At 42.0% G+C, this 25,468-nt stretch carries 21 protein-coding genes; 2 read left to right on the forward strand and 19 right to left on the reverse strand.

All coding sequences use genetic code 11. From position 1 onward, the window contains the following. Window position 1 precedes the first annotated feature (1 nt). The 12 genes from JMX96_RS02510 to JMX96_RS02565 all read right to left on the reverse strand — a co-directional run bounded on the left by JMX96_RS02510 (window position 2) and on the right by JMX96_RS02565 (window position 16,118). Window positions 2-1,972: a sensor histidine kinase gene (locus JMX96_RS02510; protein WP_201567100.1), complete on the reverse strand. Its 1,971-nt coding sequence runs from the start codon at window positions 1,970-1,972 to the stop codon at window positions 2-4. A 196-nt stretch (window positions 1,973-2,168) separates the two neighbouring features. Beyond that, a complete protein-coding gene (gene der, locus JMX96_RS02515) occupies window positions 2,169-3,590 on the reverse strand; it encodes a ribosome biogenesis GTPase Der (RefSeq protein WP_057759046.1) in 1,422 nt (473 codons plus the stop codon). Window positions 3,591-3,983: 393 nt separating this feature from the next. After that, window positions 3,984-5,192 (reverse strand): outer membrane protein assembly factor BamB, encoded by a 1,209-nt coding sequence (gene bamB / locus JMX96_RS02520; protein ID WP_201567102.1) that lies wholly within the window; start codon window positions 5,190-5,192, stop codon window positions 3,984-3,986. Between the two features lie 126 nt (window positions 5,193-5,318). Then, window positions 5,319-6,113, reverse strand: coding sequence for a YfgM family protein (locus tag JMX96_RS02525; protein ID WP_101206211.1), 795 nt, complete (start codon window positions 6,111-6,113; stop codon window positions 5,319-5,321). A 69-nt stretch (window positions 6,114-6,182) separates the two neighbouring features. Then, on the reverse strand, window positions 6,183-7,472 hold the full coding sequence (gene hisS / locus JMX96_RS02530; RefSeq protein ID WP_201567105.1) for a histidine--tRNA ligase: 1,290 nt from the start codon (window positions 7,470-7,472) through the stop codon (window positions 6,183-6,185). Window positions 7,473-7,595: 123 nt separating this feature from the next. Next, window positions 7,596-8,711: a flavodoxin-dependent (E)-4-hydroxy-3-methylbut-2-enyl-diphosphate synthase gene (gene ispG / locus JMX96_RS02535; protein WP_057759039.1), complete on the reverse strand. Its 1,116-nt coding sequence runs from the start codon at window positions 8,709-8,711 to the stop codon at window positions 7,596-7,598. A gap of 158 nt (window positions 8,712-8,869) precedes the next feature. Further along, window positions 8,870-9,682 carry a helix-turn-helix domain-containing protein gene (locus tag JMX96_RS02540; protein WP_201567249.1) on the reverse strand — a complete coding sequence of 271 codons (813 nt, stop codon included), beginning with the start codon at window positions 9,680-9,682 and terminating at the stop codon, window positions 8,870-8,872. After that, a complete protein-coding gene (pilW, locus tag JMX96_RS02545) occupies window positions 9,679-10,614 on the reverse strand; it encodes a type IV pilus biogenesis/stability protein PilW (RefSeq protein ID WP_227676861.1) in 936 nt (311 codons plus the stop codon). Before pilW ends, JMX96_RS02540 begins: the two co-directional genes overlap by 4 nt. A 210-nt stretch (window positions 10,615-10,824) precedes the next feature. Continuing rightward, window positions 10,825-12,054, reverse strand: coding sequence for a 23S rRNA (adenine(2503)-C(2))-methyltransferase RlmN (gene rlmN, locus JMX96_RS02550; protein WP_201567107.1), 1,230 nt, complete (start codon window positions 12,052-12,054; stop codon window positions 10,825-10,827). A gap of 513 nt (window positions 12,055-12,567) precedes the next feature. After that, the gene (gene ndk / locus JMX96_RS02555) at window positions 12,568-12,999 is read right to left on the reverse strand and encodes a nucleoside-diphosphate kinase (RefSeq protein ID WP_201567108.1); all 432 of its coding nucleotides are present in this window, start codon (window positions 12,997-12,999) and stop codon (window positions 12,568-12,570) included. Between the two features lie 332 nt (window positions 13,000-13,331). Next, window positions 13,332-14,621, reverse strand: coding sequence for an adenylosuccinate synthase (locus JMX96_RS02560; RefSeq protein ID WP_057759029.1), 1,290 nt, complete (start codon window positions 14,619-14,621; stop codon window positions 13,332-13,334). Window positions 14,622-14,819: 198 nt separating this feature from the next. Continuing rightward, window positions 14,820-16,118, reverse strand: coding sequence for an ATP phosphoribosyltransferase regulatory subunit (locus tag JMX96_RS02565; protein ID WP_201567109.1), 1,299 nt, complete (start codon window positions 16,116-16,118; stop codon window positions 14,820-14,822). A 488-nt stretch (window positions 16,119-16,606) separates the two neighbouring features. Here JMX96_RS02565 and JMX96_RS02570 point away from each other — a divergent pair, with 488 nt between their 5' ends. Next, the gene (locus JMX96_RS02570) at window positions 16,607-16,996 is read left to right on the forward strand and encodes a DUF2237 family protein (protein ID WP_201567110.1); all 390 of its coding nucleotides are present in this window, start codon (window positions 16,607-16,609) and stop codon (window positions 16,994-16,996) included. 145 nt (window positions 16,997-17,141) lie between these two features. Then, window positions 17,142-18,296, forward strand: a complete 1,155-nt coding sequence (corA, locus tag JMX96_RS02575) for a magnesium/cobalt transporter CorA (RefSeq protein WP_371546973.1) — start codon at window positions 17,142-17,144, stop codon at window positions 18,294-18,296. Window positions 18,297-18,376: 80 nt separating this feature from the next. On the opposite strand, the gene JMX96_RS02580 is transcribed toward corA, so the two are convergent. From JMX96_RS02580 to JMX96_RS02610, 7 genes are all read right to left on the reverse strand, one after another. Continuing rightward, entirely contained in the window at window positions 18,377-18,895 is a 519-nt protein-coding gene (locus JMX96_RS02580) for a phosphate-starvation-inducible protein PsiE (RefSeq protein ID WP_057759021.1), read from the reverse strand. Window positions 18,896-18,994: 99 nt separating this feature from the next. After that, window positions 18,995-19,873, reverse strand: coding sequence for a bifunctional methylenetetrahydrofolate dehydrogenase/methenyltetrahydrofolate cyclohydrolase FolD (gene folD, locus JMX96_RS02585; protein ID WP_201567111.1), 879 nt, complete (start codon window positions 19,871-19,873; stop codon window positions 18,995-18,997). A 278-nt stretch (window positions 19,874-20,151) separates the two neighbouring features. Further along, a complete protein-coding gene (locus JMX96_RS02590; protein ID WP_201567112.1) occupies window positions 20,152-21,351 on the reverse strand; it encodes a DegT/DnrJ/EryC1/StrS family aminotransferase in 1,200 nt (399 codons plus the stop codon). Window positions 21,352-21,497: 146 nt separating this feature from the next. After that, window positions 21,498-22,109: a sugar transferase gene (locus JMX96_RS02595; protein WP_201567114.1), complete on the reverse strand. Its 612-nt coding sequence runs from the start codon at window positions 22,107-22,109 to the stop codon at window positions 21,498-21,500. Next, window positions 22,110-23,240, reverse strand: coding sequence for a glycosyltransferase family 4 protein (locus JMX96_RS02600; RefSeq protein WP_201567115.1), 1,131 nt, complete (start codon window positions 23,238-23,240; stop codon window positions 22,110-22,112). It abuts the gene before it with no gap. Between the two features lie 11 nt (window positions 23,241-23,251). Then, window positions 23,252-24,346 carry a hypothetical protein gene (locus JMX96_RS02605; protein WP_201567116.1) on the reverse strand — a complete coding sequence of 365 codons (1,095 nt, stop codon included), beginning with the start codon at window positions 24,344-24,346 and terminating at the stop codon, window positions 23,252-23,254. Further along, window positions 24,336-25,412, reverse strand: a complete 1,077-nt coding sequence (locus tag JMX96_RS02610) for a glycosyltransferase (RefSeq protein ID WP_201567117.1) — start codon at window positions 25,410-25,412, stop codon at window positions 24,336-24,338. Before JMX96_RS02610 ends, JMX96_RS02605 begins: the two co-directional genes overlap by 11 nt. Window positions 25,413-25,468 lie beyond the last annotated feature (56 nt).

Here is a 25,468-nt window from a genome sequence, read left to right on the forward strand (position 1 = left end):
TCTACGTCCAAACCAACCATTGTTTTAATAAGTCGCTTAACGCTTTGTCCTTATAAGTAGCAATATGACAATAGTCAATGCCAGCTGCCTTTAAACCATACTCAAAACTGTCTACATGGCGCGCCCGATGCTGCGGATACCAATATACCAATAACGCACGATGCTCGCTCTTACTACCCTCATCGCTTTCATACTGACGAATACGTTTGGCTAGTATCTCAGCTTTTTCTGGGAAAACATCTTCAGCAAACATGACCATGTCAACTTTCTGCTTACGCATCTCCTCTATGACGAGTTGATTACCTTGACGACAAATAATCATAGCACCTAGATACTCCAATTCATCTAACAAGGAGCCTGTCTCATGATAATAATAATAAATAATCGTTAGGCCAGACAATAGTCGCTGCTGCTTTGATTGCTGTTGATTGGGCATCGCTATGGTCAGTGTAAACTGTGTACCTACGCCAAGCACACTATCAACATCAATAGCAGCACCCATAAGCTGCGCCATTTGTCTAACAATCGGTAAGCCAACCCCTGAGCCTTCGTACTGGCGAGTTTGCGACGAATCTACCTGAAAGAACGGATTAAATATATCGTCTAGGTGCTCATTATTGATACCAATACCCGTATCTTTCACGCTAATCTGCCAACGATTACTTTTATTAAAATGTGTCAGTTGCGACGTAATCGTAACTTTCCCGACAGGCGTGAACTTAATCGCATTATTGAGCAGTATCGATAGTATCTGATGTATTTTCTCTGAGTCACCGTAGAGACTATGGTCTATATGATGAATATTACTAATCAGCTCTAACCCTTTTTGAGTAGCTATATTTTCAAACTTGGCTAATAGATCAGCGATTAACTGTAATGGATTAAACTCATTTTTATGAATTCTTATCTGACCTTTTTGGATCTGGTTCAACTGTATAATATGATCTAAAGACAATACCAATTTATCACTGCCACTACTGATAATCTCTACTGCGTCTTTTTGCTCTCTGCTGAGAGTCTCATAATCTAACAGTTGTAAACCGCCTACAATTGCATTCAATGACGTTTTTAACTCGTGAGAAATCATGCTTTGAAAATTGTGCAACTGCACATCTAACGATACATCTTTATTGTGTAATTGCTGTTCAAAAGCCGCAAGGGTTTCATAACCTTGCCTTGCTTCTTGTAATCGATTGAATAACACAATTAATGCTTTCTTGATCTGGGTCAGTTCTTGGAAATTGAATTGTTGCGGAATAACTGGCAACTGCTCTACATTAGAGTTACTTATAACAATGTCACAAACATCGGTCAATGCTTCGATATCTTTAACTGGCCAATTAAGTTTTCGGAAAATGTAAAAAGCAAAAATAATAATCAGCACAACTGTTGTTAGCCATAACCATAGGATATTTTGGAACCAATATAAACGGATCAACTTTACATCTATCGTAATATTAATATAACCAATTAGTGTACTATTTGTAGTGGTCTTACCAGCCAACTGATCTGGCGCTGATGACTCGCTCATAACATTCGATAGAACCATTGCCAACTGTTGATTGGTATCAGACTTATTAGATGTGACACTACCGGCATCAATACCCTTACTAACTACTGGATAGTTAAAACTGACAGTATGCGCAAACAAAGCGTTTTTCCAGTCATCAAGCGACTGATCTATATCTTCAATCGGCTCAGAGGTTGAGTAAAATACAATACTTTGAATAGTGGGCTCATTCTCTAACAAGATATTAACTTGCTTAGCCACAACCTGTGCCCCATCTGCAGTGGATGCACTAGTCGTTAGTAATGCTGCCAGTTGTTGGATATGCTGGTTTTTCTCTTGATAGTAATGTACTAAGCCATAAATAAAAGGCAACAAAAAGCCTGCCAGCACTGCCAATATGACAGCTTGTATGACAGAACGCCAGATAAGCATATGGATGGTTTGAGACGAACGCTTGTTCATATCACTCTACTAAGTCGCGGGTAGCTTTCGTTTATAGTACAAGTGTTTTGAAGATGTGATAAGTAAAACATTTGAGTATTTTTTGAAGTACTAAGCAAGATAGATACCTATGAGCTCAACCTATAGCGTATTAATAGAAAAATGTCATCACACTATCAAGCGGATGACATTAACTATAAGCCAATAGACACTAGAATTAACGAGGCTTTTTATCTTTGGTAGTAAATTTCTGTGATCTATTACGCTCACGCTGACGCAATTGTTGAGCTTTTGCCTTAGTCGGCGTGTCGCTCTTATTCGCATATGGGTTATCGTTTTGCTTCAAGATAACGTTAAGCGGTGTGCCTTCTAGCTTAAACACTTGACGGAATTGGTTCTCTAGATAACGCTGATAGCTCTTAGGAAGCGCACTGGTTTGGTTACCATGAATAACAATAACGGGTGGATTGTGGCCACCAATATGCGCATAACGCAACTTGATACGACGACCAGCAACGGTTGGTGGCGGATTGGCCGTTACCGCATCTTGCAAAATCTGAGTCAAACGGTTGGTCGATACTTCAAACATCGAAGATTTGTACGCACGTAAAATAGACGGATATAAATTACCGACGCCTGTACCATGCAATGCTGAAATCAAATGTATTTTTACATAAGGAATAAAGCTAAAACGGCGATCCATTTCAAGCTTAATATAGTCTCTTTGATCTTGCGTTAGGCCATCCCATTTGTTGATCGCAACGACTAACGCTCGTCCAGCGTCAAGTGCATAACCAATCATATGCAAATCTTGATCCACGATACCTTCGTGAGCATCAATAACAATCACAGTTACGTTAGAATCTTCAATCGCTTGCAAGGTCTTGATGACAGAGAATTTTTCTACTTTTTCATCGATTTTACCGCGGCGACGTACACCAGCAGTGTCGATCAAAACATAATCACGACCTTCACGCTGATAAGGAATATAAATACTATCACGCGTCGTGCCTGGCATATCGAATACCACTACTCGGTCTTCGCCAAGCAGGCGGTTGACGAGCGTCGATTTACCCACGTTTGGACGACCTATAATAGCAAGCTTCAAGCCTCTTGGCTCTACTATGTTTTCTTGCTCAGGCATATCAGCCGTTAGCACTTCAAGCAAATTGCCCACACCGCGACCATGACTGGCTGCCATCGGATATGGCTCGCCCAATCCTAGTGCATAGAACTCAGCAGGTGCTGCATCATGTACACCGTCAACTTTATTGGCGACAACATAGACAGGCTTGCCTAATGTATGCAAAAACTTGCCAATTTCAGCATCAGCGCCAATCATACCGGCACGAGCGTCAACGACGAATACGATGATGTCTGCTTCATGAATTGCTGTATGCGACTGTTCAGACATATAGTCATCGATATTACCGCTACCGTCATCAGCTTCACCGATACCACCCGTATCTACAACGATAAAGGATTTATCTTCATAAGTTGCATCACCGTACTGACGGTCACGAGTCAATCCTGAAAGGTCAGCGACCAATGCCTGCCGACTTTTTGTGAACTGATTAAATAAGGTGGATTTACCGACGTTTGGACGACCAATTAAGGCGACCACAGGCTTGATACTCATGGGTTACTCTCAGTGAAAGGCACAATGACGGGCAGTACAGTTATTCTTATAACCAGTGACATAACAATAGTAATAGATATGCTGCAATTGACCGTGAATTAAAATGAATGATAGAACAATAGCAAAAATAATAGATGGCTATTTTACGATTAAAAATAGTATATAGGATGGCTTCATAATACCTATTATACATAAATAAGTAGTATATATGGATAGCACATCGGTCGCATAGAGTACGCGAAAGCCTGTGTTTAAACAAGCAATTTACACAAGGCACTAAACGCTGACTAAGCAGCGTTTGTGTTTTATAAATGACAATCAAGAATAGGCTTAAGGGCTATAGTGAAATATTACACTTCGTTAATCACCGATAAGCACCTATCTATATAGTTATTAGCGCATTAACTGCCAGATAGCAACTTGTCCTGACGTACTTTGAGTCATTAAACGGCTACCTTGAACTTGCAAGTTGGTCAACGCACCTTTTGTCTCTACACGACTGACGATGCGACCCGTAGCAGGATCAAACAAATGCACTACGCCATCGAAATCACCAATGGCGATATAGTTGCCAATCATCACAGGATTGGTGAGATCACGATAAGCCAATTCGTCACTTTCCCAAAGTGTCTCGCCACTGTTGCGATCATAAGCAACTACTTTGCCATCTAGACTGGTAGCGATAACTTGCTGAGGATTTACCGCCAGTGATTTGAGGCTTGCAATTTCATTGACGAACATTACCTGACGCGAGGCCAAATCAATACCTAATAGCTGACCACTATAGCTGATCGCAAACAACTGATTTTTATCTACGATAGGTTTGCCATCGACATCACTCATGCGCTCAACTTCACTACTACCAGCGCCTACGCCAACACGTCTTGACCATAGCGGAAGACCGTTATCGACAGTAATCGCATGCAAACGACCATCAGCTGTCGCCAAAAGTGCCGTCTCATTGTCTAATAAAGTTGGCGCAGCGCTACCGCGAACGCTGATAGCAGGTACCTGAGTGGCGAACTGCCATACTGACTGCCCAGTTTGCAGCGACAGACCATGTAAGAAACCATCATTCGCTGATAATACGACACGATTATTGGTAATCAGTGCTGGCGTTAAAACCGAACCTGATAACTGCTGCTGCCAACGCTTTGCACCAGTCGTGCTATCAAATGCCATGACTTTGCCACCACGAGTACTAACGATAGCTGTCTGACTCAATGCATCTACTGCAACACCGCCTGTAATTTGATCATCAACATTGATTGACCATACGCGCTCGCCTGAGCTATTAAACCCTGACAGTTCGCCACCGCGTGATGCAGTAACGATTTGACCATTAGCATAGCCAACTTGCAAATCTAGCGGGTCTTTTTTACTGGCTTTTTTGTTGCCAACATCGGTACTAAAAACAGGCTGTAGTACGCTAATCGGCTGAGCGATTTGTACCAATTTTACCGGATCATTAACGACCGGCTTAATACCGCGATTACATCCAATCACTGCCGTGCTCATTACTGCCAGTACGGCCACATGCATGACTGTCTTTTTGATAGTGTTGGTGTTTAACATTTTGCTAGAGCGAATAGATTGAGTCATTGTATGTTCTCACTACAGATAAATTATTATTAATTGGTAAATTGGCCAACGGCAAATTAGTAATCATTAGGTTATATTAAAAAAGAGCTTCGGATGATTACCAACTCTCAATACTATCCTACCGACTTATTGCCCTGCTTCGGCAGCGACTTCATTCGAGGTATCCATCACTAGCGATGGCTCAGGAGCAGATGGCTCTTGAATAAGACTGGTTTGCTCAGCAATCGGCTCAGCTGTGATACCTAAGCTTTCCATTTTTAATGCCAATACTGCACGCGTTTCTTGACGGCTACGTAATAGTTCCCACGCATTGCTATAAGATTTAATCGCTGAGTCTTTATTGTCTTGCGCTAAGTAAATATCCCCTAGCAGCTCCTGCTGACTTGCTTCAAACGAGCTTGGCATATCATTGTTTGCTTCTGACAGTGCAGCATCTGTATCACCTGCGGCCAATAATGTTTTTGCATAGCGTAAACGAGTAATCGCTTCTAGACCAGCATCACCCAAATCAATGGCCAATGCTTTTTTGAATGTCTCAGTCGCTGCTGCAAAGTCATCATTGTCTACTTGTTGACGTGCTTTTATCATTAGCGCTTGCCATGCATAAACTGACTCACCGTGCGTGCTGACCAAAGTATCAATATCTTTGTCTAGTTGGCTACGACTTTGGGTAAGTGCTTCTTGAGCCTCTGCCTCTAAATCTGGGTTTTGCGAAGCCAGTTTGACCTCTTCGTTTAGCTGCTGAATATCAGCATATTGATCGGCGGCGACGGTATCTACTCGCGCATGATTGTTTTGCCAGTATGTCCAACCAAAGTAGGCGGCCAGTGCTAACAAAATCGCAGTGACGATATAACTACCATATTGCTTTAGCGCTTGCATGGAGTTATCTGCATTCGGCGAATTAGGTGTCAGAGCCATATATATTTACCTGATAAAATTTACATTAAATTGCTGATGCGTAAACAAAGCTGATTAGTCAAAAATTGACTAGCCACGAGAGAAGTTATCTTTATTTGATAACCAATCTTGTGCGACCGTCTTTTGCTCACCTGTCTGCATGTCTTTAATACTAATCGTATTATCATCCAGCTCTTGCTGAGCGATGATGACTGTCAATGCCGCGCCTGACTTGTCTGCCTTCTTCATTTGCGCTTTTAGACTCGTGGCACTGGCCATCTTTACTCGTACATCTGGACGACTGCGACGCAAGTTCTGTGCATAGCTTATACCAGCACTATATACCTCAGGATGGGCCACCACGAATACATCACAAGCAGGTACGTCAGCAATCGGCGCAACCGCTTCTATGAGTAGCAATAAACGCTCAAGCCCCATTGCAAAACCAACACCAGGCTCAGATTTGACTGGTTTACTGCCATCTGTACCGATTGATTTTAATTGCCCTACTAGCCCATCATAACGACCACCAGCACAAACGGTAGCTTGGCTTCCAAGCTTATCTGTTACCCATTCAAATACTGTTTTATTATAATAATCAAGGCCACGTACTAAGTGCGGATTGATTTCAAAATCGATATTAAGCGCAGTCAGATAGGCTTTGACCTGCTCAAAATGCGCCACACTCTCTTCACCCAAGAAGTCAGCAAGCTTTGGCGCATCTGCCAATACTGCTTGCGTGCTCGCTTCTTTACTATCCAAGATACGTAAAGGGTTAGTCGTTAGACGGCGCTTACTATCTTCGTCTAGCTGGTCTTTTTTATCAGTTAAATAGGCAACCAATGCTTCGCGATAAGCATAACGCTCATCCAACTCACCCAAACTGTTTAGTTGCAAACGCATCTCATTGTTGAGACCTAGCTCTTGCCACATCAAATGAGTCATTGCAATCAGCTCAGCATCAGCATCCGGTAGTGCACTACCGAAGCTCTCGACACCTAACTGATGAAACTGACGATAGCGGCCTTTTTGCGGGCGCTCGTAGCGGAACATTGGACCGATGTACCAAAGCTTGGGCGTGTCACCGCGTAGCAAGTTATGCTCGATAACTGCACGTACTGTTCCAGCTGTGCCTTCAGGACGTAACGCTAACGGCGTTGGCGGCTCAGATTTATCAGTAAAGCTGTACATCTCTTTTTCGACGATGTCCGTAGCGCCGCCAATAGCACGGGCAAATAAATCCGTTTGTTCAACGATAGGCAAGCGAATATGCTCGTAACCGTACCTACCAAGTACATCAGCCAATATCGCTTCTAAATGCAGCCACTTTGCTGATTGGTCAGGCAAAATATCATTAAAACCTTTGATAGCTTTGATCATGGTACGGTCGTATCCTTAAATGTTTAACAGGTATTCTATTATTGTTTTCTATATATTCAAATAAGCGCTATATCTAATTGATACTGTGACGGTATAGCCTAACGTATCAATCTATTCTATGGCTTATTTTACGCGAATGATTTCATTTTCACGTTTTTTCGCCAAATCTTCTGCATGGGCGCGAACCATACCTTCTATTTCATCAACCAGATTGCCTGTATCGATAAGGTGGCTTTTTTCACCCATACGATAGACCAGTGATCTAGGGGCAGCACCAACGATACCGATATCGGCCTCTTTTGCTTCTCCTGGACCATTCACCTTGCAGCCGATCACAGATAGGTTCATCGGTTCACGAATATCTTCTAAGCGAGATTCTAACGCTGTCATTACTTTAATCACATCAAACTCTTGACGCGAGCAGCTTGGACAGGCGATAAAGTTTACACCGTTCGAGCGAATATTAAGCGATTTTAAGATATCAAAACCAATCTTAATCTCTTCTTCAGGCTCAGCGGCTAATGAGATACGAATAGTATCGCCAATACCATCTAGTAATAATCCACCTAGCGCGATAGCAGATTTGACAGCGCCCGTACGGTAGACACCCGCTTCCGTCACGCCCAAATGTAACGGGTTATCAATTTGCGCTGATATTAAGCGATAAGCATCCAATGTCAAAAACACGTTGCTGGCTTTGACAGATACTTTGTACTGGTCAAAATTAAGACGCTCTAAAATATCAATATGGCGCATTGCCGACTCTAGCATCGCTTCGCCAGTTGGCTCAGTATACTTGCGCTGTATGTCTTTTTCTAAAGAGCCAGCGTTCACGCCAATACGAATCGGAATATTATGGTACTTGGCACAAGCGACCACTTCACGTACCTTAGCATCACTACCAATGTTACCCGGATTAATACGTAAACAATCAGCGCCCGCTTCAGCAACTGCCAAAGCAATTTTATGATCAAAATGCACGTCAGCGATCAAAGGCACGCTTACCAGTTTGCGAATTTCACCAAAGGCTTTAACGGTATCCATCGTTGGCGTAGATACACGCATTAAATCTGCACCTGCTTCGACACAACGCTCGATTTGAGCGACCGTCGCTGCTACATCACAGGTATCAGTATTGGTCATGCTCTGTACGCTAATTGGTGCATCACCACCAACCGCGACATCACCGACATAGATTTTTTTGGTCAGACGACGATTAATAGGCGATGGCATTGACATACATAAATCCTTGAATCAAAAATAGAAAAGCCCTAGGCCTTTGTACATATAATATAAACCAGCTAAATCAACATACATATATGCGCTTTATTCAAATACATGGATGCTTCATCCAAACACATGAGTGCTTTATTCAAATTTGGCGCTTATGCAATTAACTATGGTGCCAATTCAAAAGTAGCTTGCTTATCTGTTGCATACGTATCTAACGCAACTGGTTGTTGATTGAGCATCAAGCTAACATTATCGATATTATCAATTTGCACATTAAACGGTGGCATACCTGACAAGTCATAGTTACCCGCAGACTGAGAACCATTTATCAAACTGTTTCCAGAGAAGTCCGTGATACTAACCACAGCATCGCTTGTCAATACAAGGTTTAGGCTAGCAGTCGTTGCAGCATCACCTAGATTCAATGCAGAGCCAGAAGCACCAACGCCACTTGCATCACTATTGATGGCGGCACCTTGGGCTTGCTCTATCGCTGACATGTCTTCAACAGCTGATACAGGCTCTTGGGTGTTTTCTTTGCTAGCGTTACTCACCATGCGGAATAGGAACACCGCCAAGATAATCAATCCGATAACGCCTATGATCAATAGAGGGTTAAAGCGAATGCGGTTGTGAGTATCACGCTGCAAAGTCCCCATTGGGCGCAGCGGCGTATCGATATTGCTGGCTGATTTAGCCTTTAATTCATTAGGATAAGCGGCATCGAAGCTACTAGCGATTTTTGCTGAATCTAAGCCCAAATATTTGGCATAATTAATCGCAAAACCACGAGCAAACGCAGCCTGTGGTAGCTCAGCGAAGTTTTCGCTCTCTAATGCTTCTAGATGACGCTTTAGAATAAACAGCTCAGCCGCCGCTGCTTCTAAAGTTACTTGCTTATTTTTGCGGGCTTGCTGCAACACGGCACCAAATGATCCCTGAGCGTTAGATTGAGTGTTAGATGATGGGGTGATCATTTCCATGGTGCCTCTGGATTGTTAAGCCAAGTCTTAAGTTGTTTTGCTTCATCACTTAGCGGATAAGCGGATAAAAGCTGCTGTGCCAATTGTTGGCGCGTTGTTATATTATTTTGTGCTGCTGCAAGCTTGATACCTTGTAAGAGCAAGCGCGGGCTAATACCCTGCCCCTGCACCAATATCAGCGTCTCATCATACAGTCTCTGTGCCTGCGGTACACGCTGTTGGTCGAGCAATAAATCTACCAATTCGATATGAGCAATGATGCTATTACGATTGCCATCGAGTGCCCGTAAAAATGCTTTTGAAGCGGCACTATTATCACCTAACTGTAGATAAGTACGACCTAGGTTTTCAAGCGCGCCAATACGGCCTTCATAGCCTAGCGTCGCCCCTGCAATCTCAAACTGTTCTGCTGCTTCACGGTAGCGCTTTGTCTGTGACAGATACACGCCATAATTATTGTGTGCTTGTACAAAGTCTTTATCTAGCGCGATTGCTTTTTTGAAGTATTCATCAGCTTTGGCTAGATTGATACGGCTGCCTTCTTGCTGCAACAAAACGCCCATCATATCATAGGCTGGCGCATAACGGCTATCGGCAGCAAAGGCTTTTTCGAGCTGCTGCTGCGCGGTATCTAGCTCATTTTTTCGGATGTATTGCGCGGCAAGTGAGGTACGCACACGGGCGATTTCCTGCTGATCTAAATTTCGATCGTTGCTAGCACGCGTAGATGTTTGATAAGGAGAGTTACCTAGCAAATCATTAGTCGGTGTGGTCTGACAGCCACTTAATACAAGGATGCCCAATACTGCCGACAGCACTGCACGCTTTGGCAAAGTGGTTTGGGCAGCACTGATACTCGACTGCTGATAAAACTTAGAAAATGATTTTTGATATTTGAACTGACAAGAATTTTTAGAAGTCATCATAGCCGCCATCATAAAACTGGGATTCAATGCGTTCGATCTTCGAGGCCTCAGTTTAATAGATTTAACCCCTATAAGTACAATTTAGTTGTTATTAATTGCCACGTTCTGCAATCTTGACAGTCATTGCTACATTTTCTTACCATTGCGACAGACAAAAGACAGCTAAAACGCTATACCAGTCAGATATAACGCTTATCTTCTCAAAGACTACTAAACGCTTTCACGATCTTTAATGCTCTGCTGCCACGCGGCTGAACGTCTGGTACGATCGGCAACTTGTCCAACCAACTGACCACAAGCAGCATCGATATCATCACCACGTGTTTGACGAATCGTACAAACAAAACCCGCTTCGCTCAATATATTACTAAACGCATGAATACGGTTGTTGCTTGATTTATCATACGGTGCATGTGGGAATGGGTTGAACGGAATAAGGTTAATCTTACTTGGTAACCCTTCTAATAGCGCAACCAACTGATGGGCATGCTCATTGCTATCATTGACCCCATCAAGCATCACATATTCAATCGTAACGTGCTTCTTATGACGTGGATTGACATCATAGACATAGTTTTTTGCCGCTGCAATCAGCTCTTCTAACGGATATTTTTTGTTGATTGGCACCAATTCGTTACGCAGCTCATCATTTGGCGCATGCAGTGAAATGGCCAATGCCACATCGATATCTTGTGCTAGCTGATACATTTTCGGGACGACACCAGAAGTCGATAACGTGACGCGACGCTTTGACAGTCCATAAGCATGATCGCTTAGCATCAGCTCCATTGAACCTACTACAGGCTTATAGTTCAATAGCGGCTCACCCATGCCCATCATCACCACGTTGGTGACGTTATTTTCCCATAGGCTATGATCAACGTTTTCTAAACTTTCATTTTCATCTGTCATATATGACGCATTAGCGACCCATAACTGACCGATAATTTCAGCCGCACTCAAGTCACGCTCAAACCCTTGCTTGCCTGTACTACAGAAACTACAGTCTAGTGCACAGCCTACTTGAGAAGACACACATAATGTCTTACGGCCATTCAACTTGCTATCATCTGCAGGGATAAGCACCGTCTCAACCAACGAGCCGCCGGTGACTTCAAATACCCACTTACGCGTACCATCATCGCTGTATTGACGATGAATCACTTTGGGCGGTATCACACAGGCATTAAGCGATAACTTGTCTCGTAACGACTTACTCAGATTAGTCATTTGCTCAAAATCTGTCACGCCATGCTGATAAATCCACTTAATCACCTGAGTTGAGCGGAACGGCTTTTCGCCAATACTCTTGAAGTAATCAGCCAGTTGCGCTTGCGTCATACCCAATAGATTGGTTTTGGCATGGGCCTCATCTACTAGCTTAATGCTATCAGTAATCTTAGCAGGTACGTGCTGAGTAGGTGCTTGAACAGTTGACATAATAGGTAACCTTTTTGCAGAAGCTTAGATAAGCGGTGCAATTATTTATATGGGCTTTGCCATACATACATGGGTGCATGAGCAATCCGCTATGAGCGCAGTTTTTCGAATTAATGAAAACATACTGATAAGGGATTGATAACGCTAAGTAAAATTAATAATGAGGCAAGTCAATAAGAATTTCAATGAATAATATAATCACAGAACTCTAAAGCGGATACAAGGCAGCCGACTGCAGACTGTACAAGTAGTACATCTGATGAGGGTAACGCCCTAGCAGTTTAGTAATTATTGGACTATAGGATTATTATAATAGCTAAAACGGCCTATACCCATAAGATATAAGCCGTCTCGCAAACCAATTATAAACAATCAATGTTGTAAATAATTCGTCTATAGTCAATCAAGTATAAAACTCATACAGGTAAGATCAGTTTAAATCGTAGCTGTCTTATTATAGCAGTTACCTCAAACAAATCGAACGCCGTAAAAGCCTATAGCTTATTTACTATATTAGCGTGTACGTGCACAAACTTCATCATCGCTGAAGAAGTAGCTGATTTCACGTGCTGCTGATTCAGCTGAATCTGAACCATGTACTGCGTTTTCGTCGATGCTGCTAGCAAAATCAGCACGGATAGTGCCTTCAGCAGCTTCTTTTGGGTTAGTTGCACCCATGATTTCACGATGCTTAGCGATAGCGTTTTCGCCTTCTAATACTGATACCAATACTGGACCTGACATCATGAAAGATTTTAGGTCGTTGTAAAATGGACGCTCAGCGTGCTCAGCATAAAAACCGCCTGCTTTTTCATCATCAAGTTGTAGCATTTTAGCTGCAACGATTTTTAGACCAGCTTGTTCGAAACGGCTATAGATAGCGCCGATGTGGTTGCCAGCAACTGCGTCAGGTTTGATGATAGATAAAGTACGTTCGTTAGCCATGAGAAGCTCCTAATAAATGATAAATTCAATAAAATATGAAAAATTAATGCGTTGTTTTAGCTTTAGCCACAATGTTGACTTGGACTGTTTTACACAACTCATGGTATATCAGTGTATAACCATAAGCGCCAACATCGGATTGCTGCCTATTATAATGATTAAGGCCATAAATGATAGGGTTAATTTATGACCATACCTTGCATAAAAGTAAATTTATTGTGCATTAGTCGTTGATAATGCTATAAGTTCTAACAAAAGCAAAAACCCCGACGCTCAGCATCGGGGTTTTTTTATTGATACTAAAAACTATTTAATCAAGTTTGTAGTAGAAACTAAGCGTCGTACGGATCACGCAATACGATAGTCTCTTCGCGATCAGGACCAGTTGAGATAATATCAACTGGGCAACCAATCAGTGCTTCGATACGTTTGATGTATTTTTTAGCGTTTTCTGGAAGCTCATCATAGTTAGTGATACCAACGGTAGACTCACTCCAGCCTTGCATGGTTTCGTACTTAGGCGTGACTGACTCATAGAATTCAGCATCATGCGCGCCTGCACACTCAGTCTCAGGTAGGTTATAACCCACACCGATTAGCAACTCTTCAAGACCATCTAGTACGTCAAGCTTGGTCAAGCAGATACCTGACATAGAGTTAAGTACTACTGCACGGCGTAATGCTTCAGCATCGAACCAACCACAGCGACGTGCACGACCAGTCGTCGCACCAAATTCATGACCGACTTTGGCTAAGTGAGCACCAACATCATCGAACAATTCAGTTGGGAACGGACCACTACCAACGCGCGTAGTGTAGGCTTTGGTAATACCAAGCACATAGTCTAAGTACAATGGACCGATACCTGTACCCGTTGATACACCGCCAGCGGTTACGCTTGAGCTGGTTACAAACGGATAAGTACCATGATCGATATCAAGTAGCGTACCTTGAGCACCTTCAAACATTAGGTTTTTGCCAGCTAGACGTAATTGATTTAGGTCTTCAGTTACATCAGTAACCATACCTTTAATCTCTTCTTTCCACTCTTTACAAAGCTTAAGCGTCTCATCAAAATCAATCGCTTCAACTTTATAATACTCAGTCAGTTGGAAGTTGTGATATTCGATTAGGTTACGTAGTTTTTCCTCTAGATCTTCACGGAACAAATCAGCAAGTTTAATCGCACGACGTGCTACTTTGTCTTCGTATGCAGGACCGATACCGCGACCTGTTGTACCGATTTTACCAGAACCACGCTTGGCTTCACGAGCTTGGTCAAGTGCCACGTGATAAGGCATGATAAGTGGGCAATTAGGAGAGATACGTAGACGCTCACGTACTGGTACGTTGTTGTCTTCTAGCTCTTTCATTTCCTTTAGTAGTGCGTCAGGTGCTAACACCACACCATTACCGATAAAGCAAGTGACGCCTTCACGCAAGATACCTGATGGAATCAAATGCAAGACAGTGGTTTTGCCATCGACAACCAACGTGTGACCAGCATTATGACCGCCTTGGAAGCGGGCTACTGCTGAGGCTTTTTCGGTAAGTAAATCAACGATTTTACCCTTACCTTCGTCGCCCCATTGGCTACCCAAAACTACAACATTCTTACCCATGATCAATCCTTACCTTTATGTATTGAGGTGTGTGCAATAAAAGCTGAAAATTAAAATGATTTTCTTAGCTATATCTTTTTATCTCAGTGCTTCACGGAACAGAAACACTGAGATATCTAACAAATAATTTTACGTTCTCATAATGTGTACTGAATACTTTTGGCTGAGTGCGCCATTCAATCGCCTACTATCAGACAATTAAACTGTCTGTAGCTGCCATTGACTGTCATCAGCCATGCTCAAACGATGCGTCACATCATCTGGACTGTCCTGTGCATCTAACGGCATAGTGACGCGATAGCCTTGCTGACGTAGACTCTCTACTTGTTGCAGTAGCGTCTGCATTTCATCTGTATTTGCATTAGACAAAGCAGCAAAATCAACCAAGACAACGGTTGGCGCATCTAATTGTATATGAGCAAGTAGTCGGCTGACATCCATACTAAAGCCTGTGGCCGCACGTAACGCTTGTGTCTGGCTTTGCATACCATCAAAACGACCACCACGTACGAGTGGCTGAGTTTCGCTATTGATATAACCATTGAAGACGATGCCAGTATGATAGTGATAACCTGATAGCTCAGTCACATCGATACTGACTGGGCACTGCCACTGGTCTTGTAGATAGTTTTTCAAACGCTGTAGCTCATCGATCGCCGTCGAGATTTGGCTGTCTTGCTGCGCCGCACCTGATAATTTGGCTAATAGGTTTGCGATATCGTGACCAAAGCGTGCCAGCACATAAAAATCATCACCCATTGGCAAAGCACGGCAAACACGCTTGAGCTCTGGTAGGTTTTTATTGGCATATAAGTACATCAATTGCTCAGTATCACTGTCTGACAATTCAGCCAACTCAGCCAAACGTTTGAATATCGCTACATGACCCAAATCGATATGGAGCGCTGCACTCATATTGAGTTTATTTACCATCGTAAATAGCACATCTATCAGCTCAATATCTGCCGCTAGTGACGCACAGCCAAATATCTCAGCACCCAACTGTAGCGGCGTACGAGAGCCAAACAGACCTGATGGCAAGGTATGAATCACATCGCCCACATAGCAATAACGCGCAATACCTGTACCGCCATGATGCGCATCTATACGCAAAATCTGCGGGGTGATGTCAGCGCGCACGCCCATTAGGCGACCAGTCAACTGATCGATAATCTTAAAGGTTTGGCGTTTCAGATCTTCTGACGCATCACTTAGCAAGGACTCAGTAAACTCGATCATCGGCGGACAAACCAGCTGATAACCATGAGTAATAAGCTGCTCGATTAACTGATGTCTAAGCACTTCTTGCTTATGCGCATCTTCAAACAGGACATCAACCACCCCATCAGGCAATAGCCAACTATTGGCAACATCACTGCCAAAGTTACTCAAATATGGCATGCGATTGGGTGCAGCACTGTTTTCGACAGGCTGAGACACTGTTTCATTGGTAGAATTTGGCTGGGCAGGTTTTGCAGAATCAGAACTAACAGACACAATAAATCCTTGTTTGGCGTATCGCTTACCAAAAACGCGGTACTGATGCGGTACTTAAAGGGTGATTTGCCGGGTATTGACGCTGTGTGTGTTTATTTTTAACGCGCAACATCATTGACCCAATTATTTATAAACAAACCAGGTAACCGCAAAAGGGTGAATAATAAGTATAATTTAGAATGATAAGACGAGTATCTTTATGCGCTAAAAAATTGCGACAAATAATCAAGGCACTTTATGCTTTAGTTTAGCATAGCACTCAAGGTTCGCCTAGTGACAATTAGCTACAATCACTATCTAATTACAGTTCAATTGCCGCTTATTAGCTTAGCAGGTGTGACAGTCATCATTGATATATTTGGCTCAATATTGGGCGAATAGCCGAGAGGTTTATTTTTTGTTAACCATAAGATAATGAGCGTGATTACGGCAGCGTCATCAACACAGACTCATGATACACTAACACATATTTTTATCTCGGAAGCCTTATGTCATCTGATTACCACCCAAACCCTGCCATCAACCAAACCAATGTCTTAGGCACCGCACTTGCCAGCTGTTGTTTCGATCCAATTACTGGCTATTATCGCAATGGTTTTTGTCATACTGGCAACCATGATGTCGGTCAACATACCGTCTGCGCCAAGATGACCAGCGAGTTTTTAAACTTCTCTGCCAGTCGCGGTAACGACCTGATTACCCCACTAACTGAATACAACTTTCCTGGTCTCAAACCTGGCGACTACTGGTGCATCTGCGCGCTACGTTGGGTTGAAGCATTGGACTTTGATATCGCACCGCAAATCAAACTAGAAGCATGTCACGAGAGCCTGCTGACATTGGTAGATATCGATACGCTAAAAAGCTATGCCCTATAGATAGTATTGGCACACGATAAAACCGTAGCAGCGTTCACAGCATATTTGGATTATTGAAGTTTTTTATTATATGACAGGAAAGTATATGGAAAATGATAATAATCAATTGATTAAAAAAACGGCTCATATTGCCCCTGATTCCAATATGAATCATATCTATGCCAATATGAATGACAAGCATCTCTATTTGGACGATGATGATAGTTATATCTATGGTGATGTGGACGCCACTACTGAAGACACTATCGAGACCATGACAGTCTACGATCCTGACTCTGAACGCTATGAAGATATTGACTCATCAAGTGCGGGCGAAGTGGTCAATTGCTACGCTTATTCACGTAAAACAGGTGAGAATCTTAATAGAGTGGCGCTCAATGATGTGAGTCGTACGCTAGGGAACAACGGTCAATTTATTTGGCTTGGGCTATATGATCCAAGTTTAGAAACCATGGTCAAAGTAAAAGAAGCCTTTGACCTGCACGAGCTAGCGATTGAAGATGCCTTTGCTGATCATCAACGTGCTAAGGTCGAAAACTACGATAATGACATGGTCTTTGTGGTGCTACGTACGGCCAAGCTTGAAGACAATGTCATCCGTTATGGTACTACTGCGATATTTATGGGTAAAAACTACCTCATTACAATTCGCAATGGTCCGTCAAACTCCTATGCGCCAGTACGTGAGCACTGTCATCGTCGCCCCGAGAAACTGCGTATGGGCCCTATCTTTGTATTGCACGCTATCCTCGATTTTATCGTTGATAACTATATGCCAATTACCGATCGATTGGGCCGTTACTTGCGTGAGCAGGAACGCTATGTATTTACCTCTGAGTTTGATAAGGGCACCCTAAAAAACCTCTATGAGCTAAAGTCGCAACTGGTACATATGCGCGCCATTATCTTACCTGTGCAAGACATCTGTAGCTTTTTTATCAATCATAAAAAAAGTGAGATTGTCTCTGGGTTTTCTCAAGCCGCTAAGCCTTACTTTCGCGATGTTAACGATCACCTGTTGCACTCACTAGATGCTATTAATGGTCTTAATGAAATGCTGAGTGTGGTGATGAACACCTATATGGCGATGGTCAATATGGGTCAGAATGAAGTGGTGCGTAAGCTCGCGGCATGGGCAGGTATTTTGGCAGTGCCGACAGCCATCGCTGGCATCTATGGCATGAACTTTGACTTTATGCCTGAGCTACATTGGAAATACTCTTACCTTGTCATCATGGCCATTATTATTGCCTTATGTAGCTATCTGTACTACAACTTTAAAAGATTGAAATGGTTGTAATGCCAAATGCTAGGCACAAAAAAAGAGCAACCACTGGTCGCTCTTTTTTTATGTTGCTATCTTTTTATATTGCTATCTAATTATTCACGGCGATGCTTAGTATGGCTATCGGGGGCTTGAGCATTATCAGGCAATAGCGCCTTAACTGTTAAATTTGCATGCTGCTTATCAAGATTATCCTCTGGACGACCAAATGTTTTTGCTGTCCAAGTCAGGATTACAATAGAGCCGCTCAATAGCATGATGGCCACGGAAATTGTCGCTAGTAGCCATAAATGGAAATAGTCTGAAACTGCCTGTACATCAACCACCAAATGTCGTGATAAGGCCGTTATGGCAATAAATATCAAAAACTGTACTGGCAGTCGGTGGGTTTTAAAGTAGATACCTATCATAGCCAGTAGCTCAAGGTAAATAAATAACATCAATATGTCTTTTAGATCCGCTGAACCCTTTTGGACAATATAAATAAACTCTTTACCTGCGGTCCAGACTACCACCACACTGATTAGAAATAAAATAACGTAATGACAGACATCGACAAACTCTCTACCAATACTTTGTAGTCGCTCATGAACACCTACGTTTTTTTTAGCCATGTTTAGGTCCTATCAACTGAAATGTGGTTGATTTAGCCTGAGTCTATGTTACCTCAGGCCCCTTATATATCGGCAATCAGTATTCGTATGACTATTTTTTTAGCATTTATTCAAACCCGCTGATTTTTCAGCAGCATCGACCGTTTGGCGAATAAGCGTGTTGATAGTCATCGGTCCAACGCCGCCTGGTACTGGCGTATAAGCGCTGGCAATGTTTTCCATGCCTTGCATTTCGATATCACCAACACCGCCATCGTCTGTCGGATGGAACCCTGCATCAACGACAACCGCTCCTGCTTTGATCCACTCCGCTTTAATCAGCTCAGGTACACCTACGGCACCAACCACGATATCTGCACGCTTAATATGTGCTGCCAAATCTTGAGTTCTTGAATGGCAGGTAGTCACTGTACAGTTAGCATTCAATAGCATCATTGCCATTGGCTTACCTAAGATAGCACTACGTCCTACGACCACTGCTTCTTTACCTGATAGCTCGATATTGTGATGCTCTAACAAATGCATAATGCCCTGCGGTGTGCATGAGCCATAAGCTGACTGCTGCATCGCCATACGACCAAAACCAAGACAAGTCACACCATCGACGTCTTTTGCTAAGTCAATCTGCTCAAAACAAGCACGCTCATCAATATGCTCAGGAACCGGATGCTGTAGCAAAATGCCGTGTACATCTGGATTGCTATTTAACTCATCTATTTTTGCCATGAGCTGCTCAGTGGTCGTGGCACTCGGCATCTCAACGCGTATAGAGTCCATGCCAACACGCTTACAGGCGTTGCCTTTCATACGAACATAAGTAGCAGAGGCTGGATCATCACCAACCAATATCGTCGCTAAGCTTGGGATGCGGCCAGTCTTTTCCTTAATCGTATCTACGCGCGTGCGCAGATCCTGTTCTATTTGTTTGGCAAGTGCTTTGCCGTCCAAAACGGTGGCGGATTCTTGGGCAGTAGACATAGTAACTCCAATAGAGGGTACGATATAAAAAAATAAAGACAGCGCGCGCAAATACTTTGCATGCCTGTCCTTTGCTTCGTCAATCTTTGACTAAGAGTAATATTGTACCTGTGTACGCTACAAAATCCTAGCGTAAGATAAAGCCTGCACACTGATAAATTTTTATAATAAGTCAATTAAACAGTATTGCTTATATATAGGCAAATGTACCTTATGCTTTTAGTAAGAGTAGCATCGACCACAAAGTAAATTTCTAAAAATAATCATTCATTGCCATTTTATTCGACCATCGAACCAAACACACTATCGATCGCCTGTATCGTCAGTTCAATTTCAGCCGCCGCAAGCGTAGGATGCACTAGAAACATGAGACTACTCTCTCCTAGCTGCTTTGCCATTGGCAATCTAATGCTTGGACGCAACCCAGTATTATCAAAGGCCTTCTCCAAATAGACTTCTGACGCCGATCCGGAAAAGCAAGGCACACCTTGATGGTTAATTGCTTCAATAATGCGGTCGCGTGTCCAGTCTTCAGGTAGATTATCAGACTGCACATAGACATATAATTTATAGTAAGCATGGTTCGTATTGGAGAACTGCGCTAAATGCTCTAGTCTCGGCACATAAAGGTAGCCTTTGTATTCCCACTTGCTACAGGCCTTGAGTATGGCTTGTGCATTAGCAGTCCGTTTGGCTGTCCACTCATTCATTTTATTCAGTTGAATACGTCCCAAAACGCCTTGCATCTCAGTCATACGCCAATTGGTGCCAAAGCTTTCATGCAGCCAATTGTAGCCAGGTGATTGCTCCGTTTCATAGACTGCCGCATAGCTCTTACCATGATCCTTATACGCCCACATTTTTCGCCATAGTAGCTCGCTATCGGTGGTGACCATACCGCCCTCACCTCCTGTGGTCATAATTTTATCTTGGCAAAAACTCCATGCCCCAACATGACCAATACTGCCCACGCTTCGCCCTTTATATCGTGCGCCATGAGCTTGTGCGCAATCTTCAATAACATATAAGTCAAGCTCATCTGCCAGTGCCATAATACTGTCCATATCACATGGCCATCCAGCTAGATGGACGCACACGATACCTTTGGTTTTATCACTCAGTACAGCTGTGATGGTCTCAGCGGTGATATTGCCAGTTGCTTCATCAACATCTGCAAATACGGGCGTCGCACCTGCATTAACGATTGATGAAATACTAGCGATAAAGGTACGCGGTGTGACAATGACCTCATCACCTGCACCTATATCGAGTGCTTGTAATGCGACATCCAATGCCAAGGTGCCATTACCCAACGCTATTGCGTATTTACTACCTGTCCAGTCAGCAAACTCTCGCTCAAACTGACGACATTCTTCGCCTGTCCAATAATTGACTTTGTTAGATAGTAGCACTCGACTGACAGCGTCGGCTTCATGCTGCGTGAATTTTGGCCAAGGTGAAAAAGGGGTATTTAGCATATGTTCCTCTATGGTACTTATGTCTAATGTTGTATCACACTCTACGATAAACTGCTCACTCTGTTATTAACCTTTTTATCTCTCACGAATTCTTTAAAACCTAATATCTTTTGATTAACTGTATTGCTATCAGCAAAGAGTACTTTTTAAAGCATTTCTTCATTAATAATATTGCCCATGAATTTGCTCATAGTTGCTTCTCCCTCAGCACTGATGCCATCTTTAACAATAACTTTTTTCACTGTTTTAAGTAAAATCTTGATATCCAACCACAGCGACTGATTGTCCACATACCATGTATCAAGTGCAAACCTCTCATCCCATCCAATAGCGTTGCGACCATTGACTTGAGCATACCCTGTAATACCTGGACGGACGTCGTGTCGGCGCGCTTGTTCTTCATTATATAAGGGCAGATACTCCATCAATAACGGTCGCGGGCCCACTAGACTCATATCACCTTTTATGACATTCCAAAGCTCAGGCAACTCATCAAGGCTAGTGTTACGCAGCGCTTTACCAAACGATGTCAATCGCGCGCCATCTTCTAGAGGATTGCCATCTGCGTCTATACCATCCTTCATGGAACGAAATTTTATCATCTCAAATGGCTTACCATACAGACCTGGACGAATTTGACGAAATAGAACAGGCGCACCAAGATTTTTACTCACCTTGTAGGCAGTTACAGCATAGACAGGAGACAGCACTACTAACGCTGTCGTTGCACCTACAATGTCAAATAGTCGTTTTATCATTTACAAACCCAACATATTTATTAGTCGTTTATTGACTTTATCTGCATCAAATTTCTCTTGTGCTAGCTCGTAGCTTTCATCACCCATCTCTTTGATCTGTTCAGGATGTTCTATAAAGTAAATCATTTTCTCTGCCAAAGCTTTTGGGTTCCATTTTTCTACTAAAAACCCATTTACTCCATCAATAACCGTCTCACGGCAACCAGGTACATCAGTAGTGATAATAGGTCTTCCAATTGCCATCGCTTCCTGAGTACTGCGCGGCACCCCTTCACGATAAGACGGCAGTACAAACACATGATGATTTGCAATCCAGTCTTTTACATTATCAACATGACCAGGATAGTTTACGATGTTCGATGCAATCAACTCATCTAACTCTGATTTCTGCAATGCACCCATATTAGAAGCATCTATCTCTCCTAAAATAGTGAAATATGCTTCAGGATATATTTTCTTTACTATTTTTATAGCGGAAATAAGATCATGAACGCCCTTTTCTTTCAATAAGCGACCAATAAATAAAAATTTGATAGGTTCTTCGATATTTACTATGGACTGATATTTGTACTGGCTTAGATTTAAGCCGATACCACCTAGCACATTTACCTGTTTCACTTGTATTTTATACCGCTTCAATAAATCATTAGGATCATCAGTATTTAAAAATATAAGACGATTTAACCGTGGCAAAGCAATTTTATACAATAAGACCTGGATACCTTTAATCACTTTTACCTTCTTGCTGAGGCCTTCAGGTTGATCTGTAAAACAATAACCCAATCCTTCGAGCATACCTACAACCTGTGGAACCTTTGCTATTTTTGCTGCTAACGTGCCAAAGATAACGGGTTTAGAAAAATAAGAGAACACAACATCTGGCGCTATTTTCTTAATAACTTTGGACAGATGATAAGCTGCTGTGATATCCGCTAAAGGATTCAGGCCACCTCGATTTAGACTATAGGTTACAGGTATGGCACCCAACATTTCTATTTTCTTTAGCTCATCTTGAGTATATTCAGAAGTAAACGCATAGATAGTATGCTGCTGTTTGACCAGCTCCTGAATAAGGTCAGCGCGAAAGCCATAAAAACTATAAGCAATGGTGCCTAAAATAATTATTTTCATCCATTCACCACCTATACTCTATTTGAGGAGGACTTTCTAAAAGACGATCTTTTAAGCCTTAAGATATAAAAAAAACTGATATATATAGCCAAATAGTTGTATATCCTTAAACGTACTGCGGTGCCTAAATTATCGTTTCCGATCAACCAAACACTGCCGTAGAACACGAAAAATATAATGAGAAAACGTACAAAGCTGTCTGCTAACTTAATGTTCTTTAATACATATATGAGCATGAAAAAGAAAGGAACGGTTTCGAGTACGAATAGTACAAGCGCTAGCGGGTTAGTAATGTACAAGCCCAGCATCTGCCCCAAAAAGCTAATTATAAAATTAGGTATAAATAGTATAGGATTAGAGAAGCTGAGACCTAGAGTCGAGCCACCTTCCGACTCTTCAAATCCAGACCGATACTCAGTTAGCAAGTCCAAAACGCCTAAATAGTTTGCTGCAAACAGAAGTCCAAGATAGAGAAGACCTAAATAAAAAGCTCTACTTTTAGTAAATTTTATTTTTAAGAAAAGTAGACTAAGCAAGTAGGCATACCCTAAATAAGGTCTTATCTCTATTAAAAAAAATCCAATCGCCACAGATAATAAAAAATAAAAGACAGCACCAAAGACACTATGACTATTTAAGAACCACTTTACTGTCAGGCATCCTAATAGAAAACTAAAGGCCATAAATATATCGCGAAATATATCTGTTGAAAAAAAGAATATCGTTGGATGAATCAAGCAAACTAAAAGAGCGTATAAATAGTATTTTTGATTTCTTTTGAACGTTATGCCTGAAAGTCTAACTACCATAATGGGAATGGCTATTAAACTTAGAAAAAATAAGAAGTAAGTAGTCAAATCACGCGAATACAAGCCAAAATCGTTTAACCACCTTAGTAATACTGGCCAAATATTTACTGCGGTATCTGTAAAGCCTTCAGCATAAGAGTTATAGTAATTAGCATCGCTGCCACCGCCCAAGTTTATTATTAAAATATCGTATTCCATCAGTACAAATGCAATTATTTTTGAGAAAAAGATAGCGGTAACTAATAAAAATATATTAGAGTTAGAAAATCTCTCGAATAATTGCTGTTTATTTCTCATGGTATATTTCCACCCATTCATCAGAAATAATCTTTATATCAAATTTGTCTTTGGCATATTGTCGACCTAGAATGTTCTTCTGTTCAATTAATAAATTAGCTTCGATGGCCTTTGCTAAAGCTTCAGGCTTACGAATAGGTACGATACTTCCATAGCCGTCTAATATCTCACGGGCGCCGCTAACATCAGTAGAAACGACGTTTGCTTGACAAGCTAAAGCTTCAATCAACACTGTCGGCAGCCCCTCATAATCAGATGATAAAACGAACGTATCACAAGCACTCATCAACGTTGATATATCACTCCTTCTACCTAACAAAATAACTTCTTTATCTAATTCTAACTCTATAATATGCCTTTCGATTTCTGACCTTAATTCACCATCACCTGCAATAATCAGTACAAAAGCAATAGAATTAGCGTTTTTTAAAAATCTTATAGACCTCAAGAGATTAAGGTAGTTCTTTGCTTTATTAAACCTACCAACTGCTAAGATTACCTTGCAGTTCTGATCTAGCCCGAGCTCATCCTTTATTGCGATTTTTGCTTGCGTACTATAACTAAAGTCATCAAAATTCACTCCGTTATATATAGCTTTCATTCCTTTTTTTGGTACTGCATATCTTGATTCAAAAGAGGCAACTGCCGTGTTGCTGACATTGGTGCTTACATCGGCCAAGCGGTTGGTCAGTCGATAAGCTAGCATACGTAGTGCACCGCCCTCATTGCTACTGTGGGCGGTGGATATCAATCTATTTATTGGAGTTACTATTTTGACTAAGCGCGTCAAAATATTTGCATGGACCATATGCGAATGCACAACGTCAGGTTGATAACTTTTAATTGTTTTTGATAGCAAAATATATGCAGCAGGTAGAGAGATTATATTGGTCAAGCTAACTTTCATTAACTCAATACCTTCACATGTTGGTCCAGTAAGTACCTCACCTACAAAATACACAATTCTAACTTGATGCCCTTTTTGGACCATGGCATCCGCCAAGTCACAAACAACTCGTTCAGCGCCTCCTTGTCCTAAGCCTGTAATAACATATAGTATTTTCATTGTTATCCTATAGCTATAAAATTGTTATATGAGTAGGCATACATCCATTATTTTAA

Source organism: Psychrobacter sp. JCM 18900, assembly GCF_904846625.1.
Taxonomy (GTDB): domain Bacteria; phylum Pseudomonadota; class Gammaproteobacteria; order Pseudomonadales; family Moraxellaceae; genus Psychrobacter.

Bases quoted from the DNA above. Each gene is read 5' to 3' on its own strand.
- JMX96_RS02510 (WP_201567100.1), bottom strand. From the start codon at position 1,972: ATGAACAAGCGTTCGTCTCAAACCATCCATATGCTTATCTGGCGTTCT.
- der (WP_057759046.1), bottom strand. From the start codon at position 3,590: ATGAGTATCAAGCCTGTGGTCGCCTTAATTGGTCGTCCAAACGTCGGT.
- bamB (WP_201567102.1), bottom strand. From the start codon at position 5,192: ATGACTCAATCTATTCGCTCTAGCAAAATGTTAAACACCAACACTATC.
- JMX96_RS02525 (WP_101206211.1), bottom strand. From the start codon at position 6,113: ATGGCTCTGACACCTAATTCGCCGAATGCAGATAACTCCATGCAAGCG.
- hisS (WP_201567105.1), bottom strand. From the start codon at position 7,472: ATGATCAAAGCTATCAAAGGTTTTAATGATATTTTGCCTGACCAATCA.
- ispG (WP_057759039.1), bottom strand. From the start codon at position 8,711: ATGTCAATGCCATCGCCTATTAATCGTCGTCTGACCAAAAAAATCTAT.
- JMX96_RS02540 (WP_201567249.1), bottom strand. From the start codon at position 9,682: ATGATCACCCCATCATCTAACACTCAATCTAACGCTCAGGGATCATTT.
- pilW (WP_227676861.1), bottom strand. From the start codon at position 10,614: ATGATGACTTCTAAAAATTCTTGTCAGTTCAAATATCAAAAATCATTT.
- rlmN (WP_201567107.1), bottom strand. From the start codon at position 12,054: ATGTCAACTGTTCAAGCACCTACTCAGCACGTACCTGCTAAGATTACT.
- ndk (WP_201567108.1), bottom strand. From the start codon at position 12,999: ATGGCTAACGAACGTACTTTATCTATCATCAAACCTGACGCAGTTGCT.
- JMX96_RS02560 (WP_057759029.1), bottom strand. From the start codon at position 14,621: ATGGGTAAGAATGTTGTAGTTTTGGGTAGCCAATGGGGCGACGAAGGT.
- JMX96_RS02570 (WP_201567110.1), top strand. From the start codon at position 16,607: ATGTCATCTGATTACCACCCAAACCCTGCCATCAACCAAACCAATGTC.
- corA (WP_371546973.1), top strand. From the start codon at position 17,142: ATGAATCATATCTATGCCAATATGAATGACAAGCATCTCTATTTGGAC.
- JMX96_RS02580 (WP_057759021.1), bottom strand. From the start codon at position 18,895: ATGGCTAAAAAAAACGTAGGTGTTCATGAGCGACTACAAAGTATTGGT.
- folD (WP_201567111.1), bottom strand. From the start codon at position 19,873: ATGTCTACTGCCCAAGAATCCGCCACCGTTTTGGACGGCAAAGCACTT.
- JMX96_RS02590 (WP_201567112.1), bottom strand. From the start codon at position 21,351: ATGCTAAATACCCCTTTTTCACCTTGGCCAAAATTCACGCAGCATGAA.
- JMX96_RS02595 (WP_201567114.1), bottom strand. From the start codon at position 22,109: ATGATAAAACGACTATTTGACATTGTAGGTGCAACGACAGCGTTAGTA.
- JMX96_RS02600 (WP_201567115.1), bottom strand. From the start codon at position 23,240: ATGAAAATAATTATTTTAGGCACCATTGCTTATAGTTTTTATGGCTTT.
- JMX96_RS02605 (WP_201567116.1), bottom strand. From the start codon at position 24,346: ATGAGAAATAAACAGCAATTATTCGAGAGATTTTCTAACTCTAATATA.
- JMX96_RS02610 (WP_201567117.1), bottom strand. From the start codon at position 25,412: ATGAAAATACTATATGTTATTACAGGCTTAGGACAAGGAGGCGCTGAA.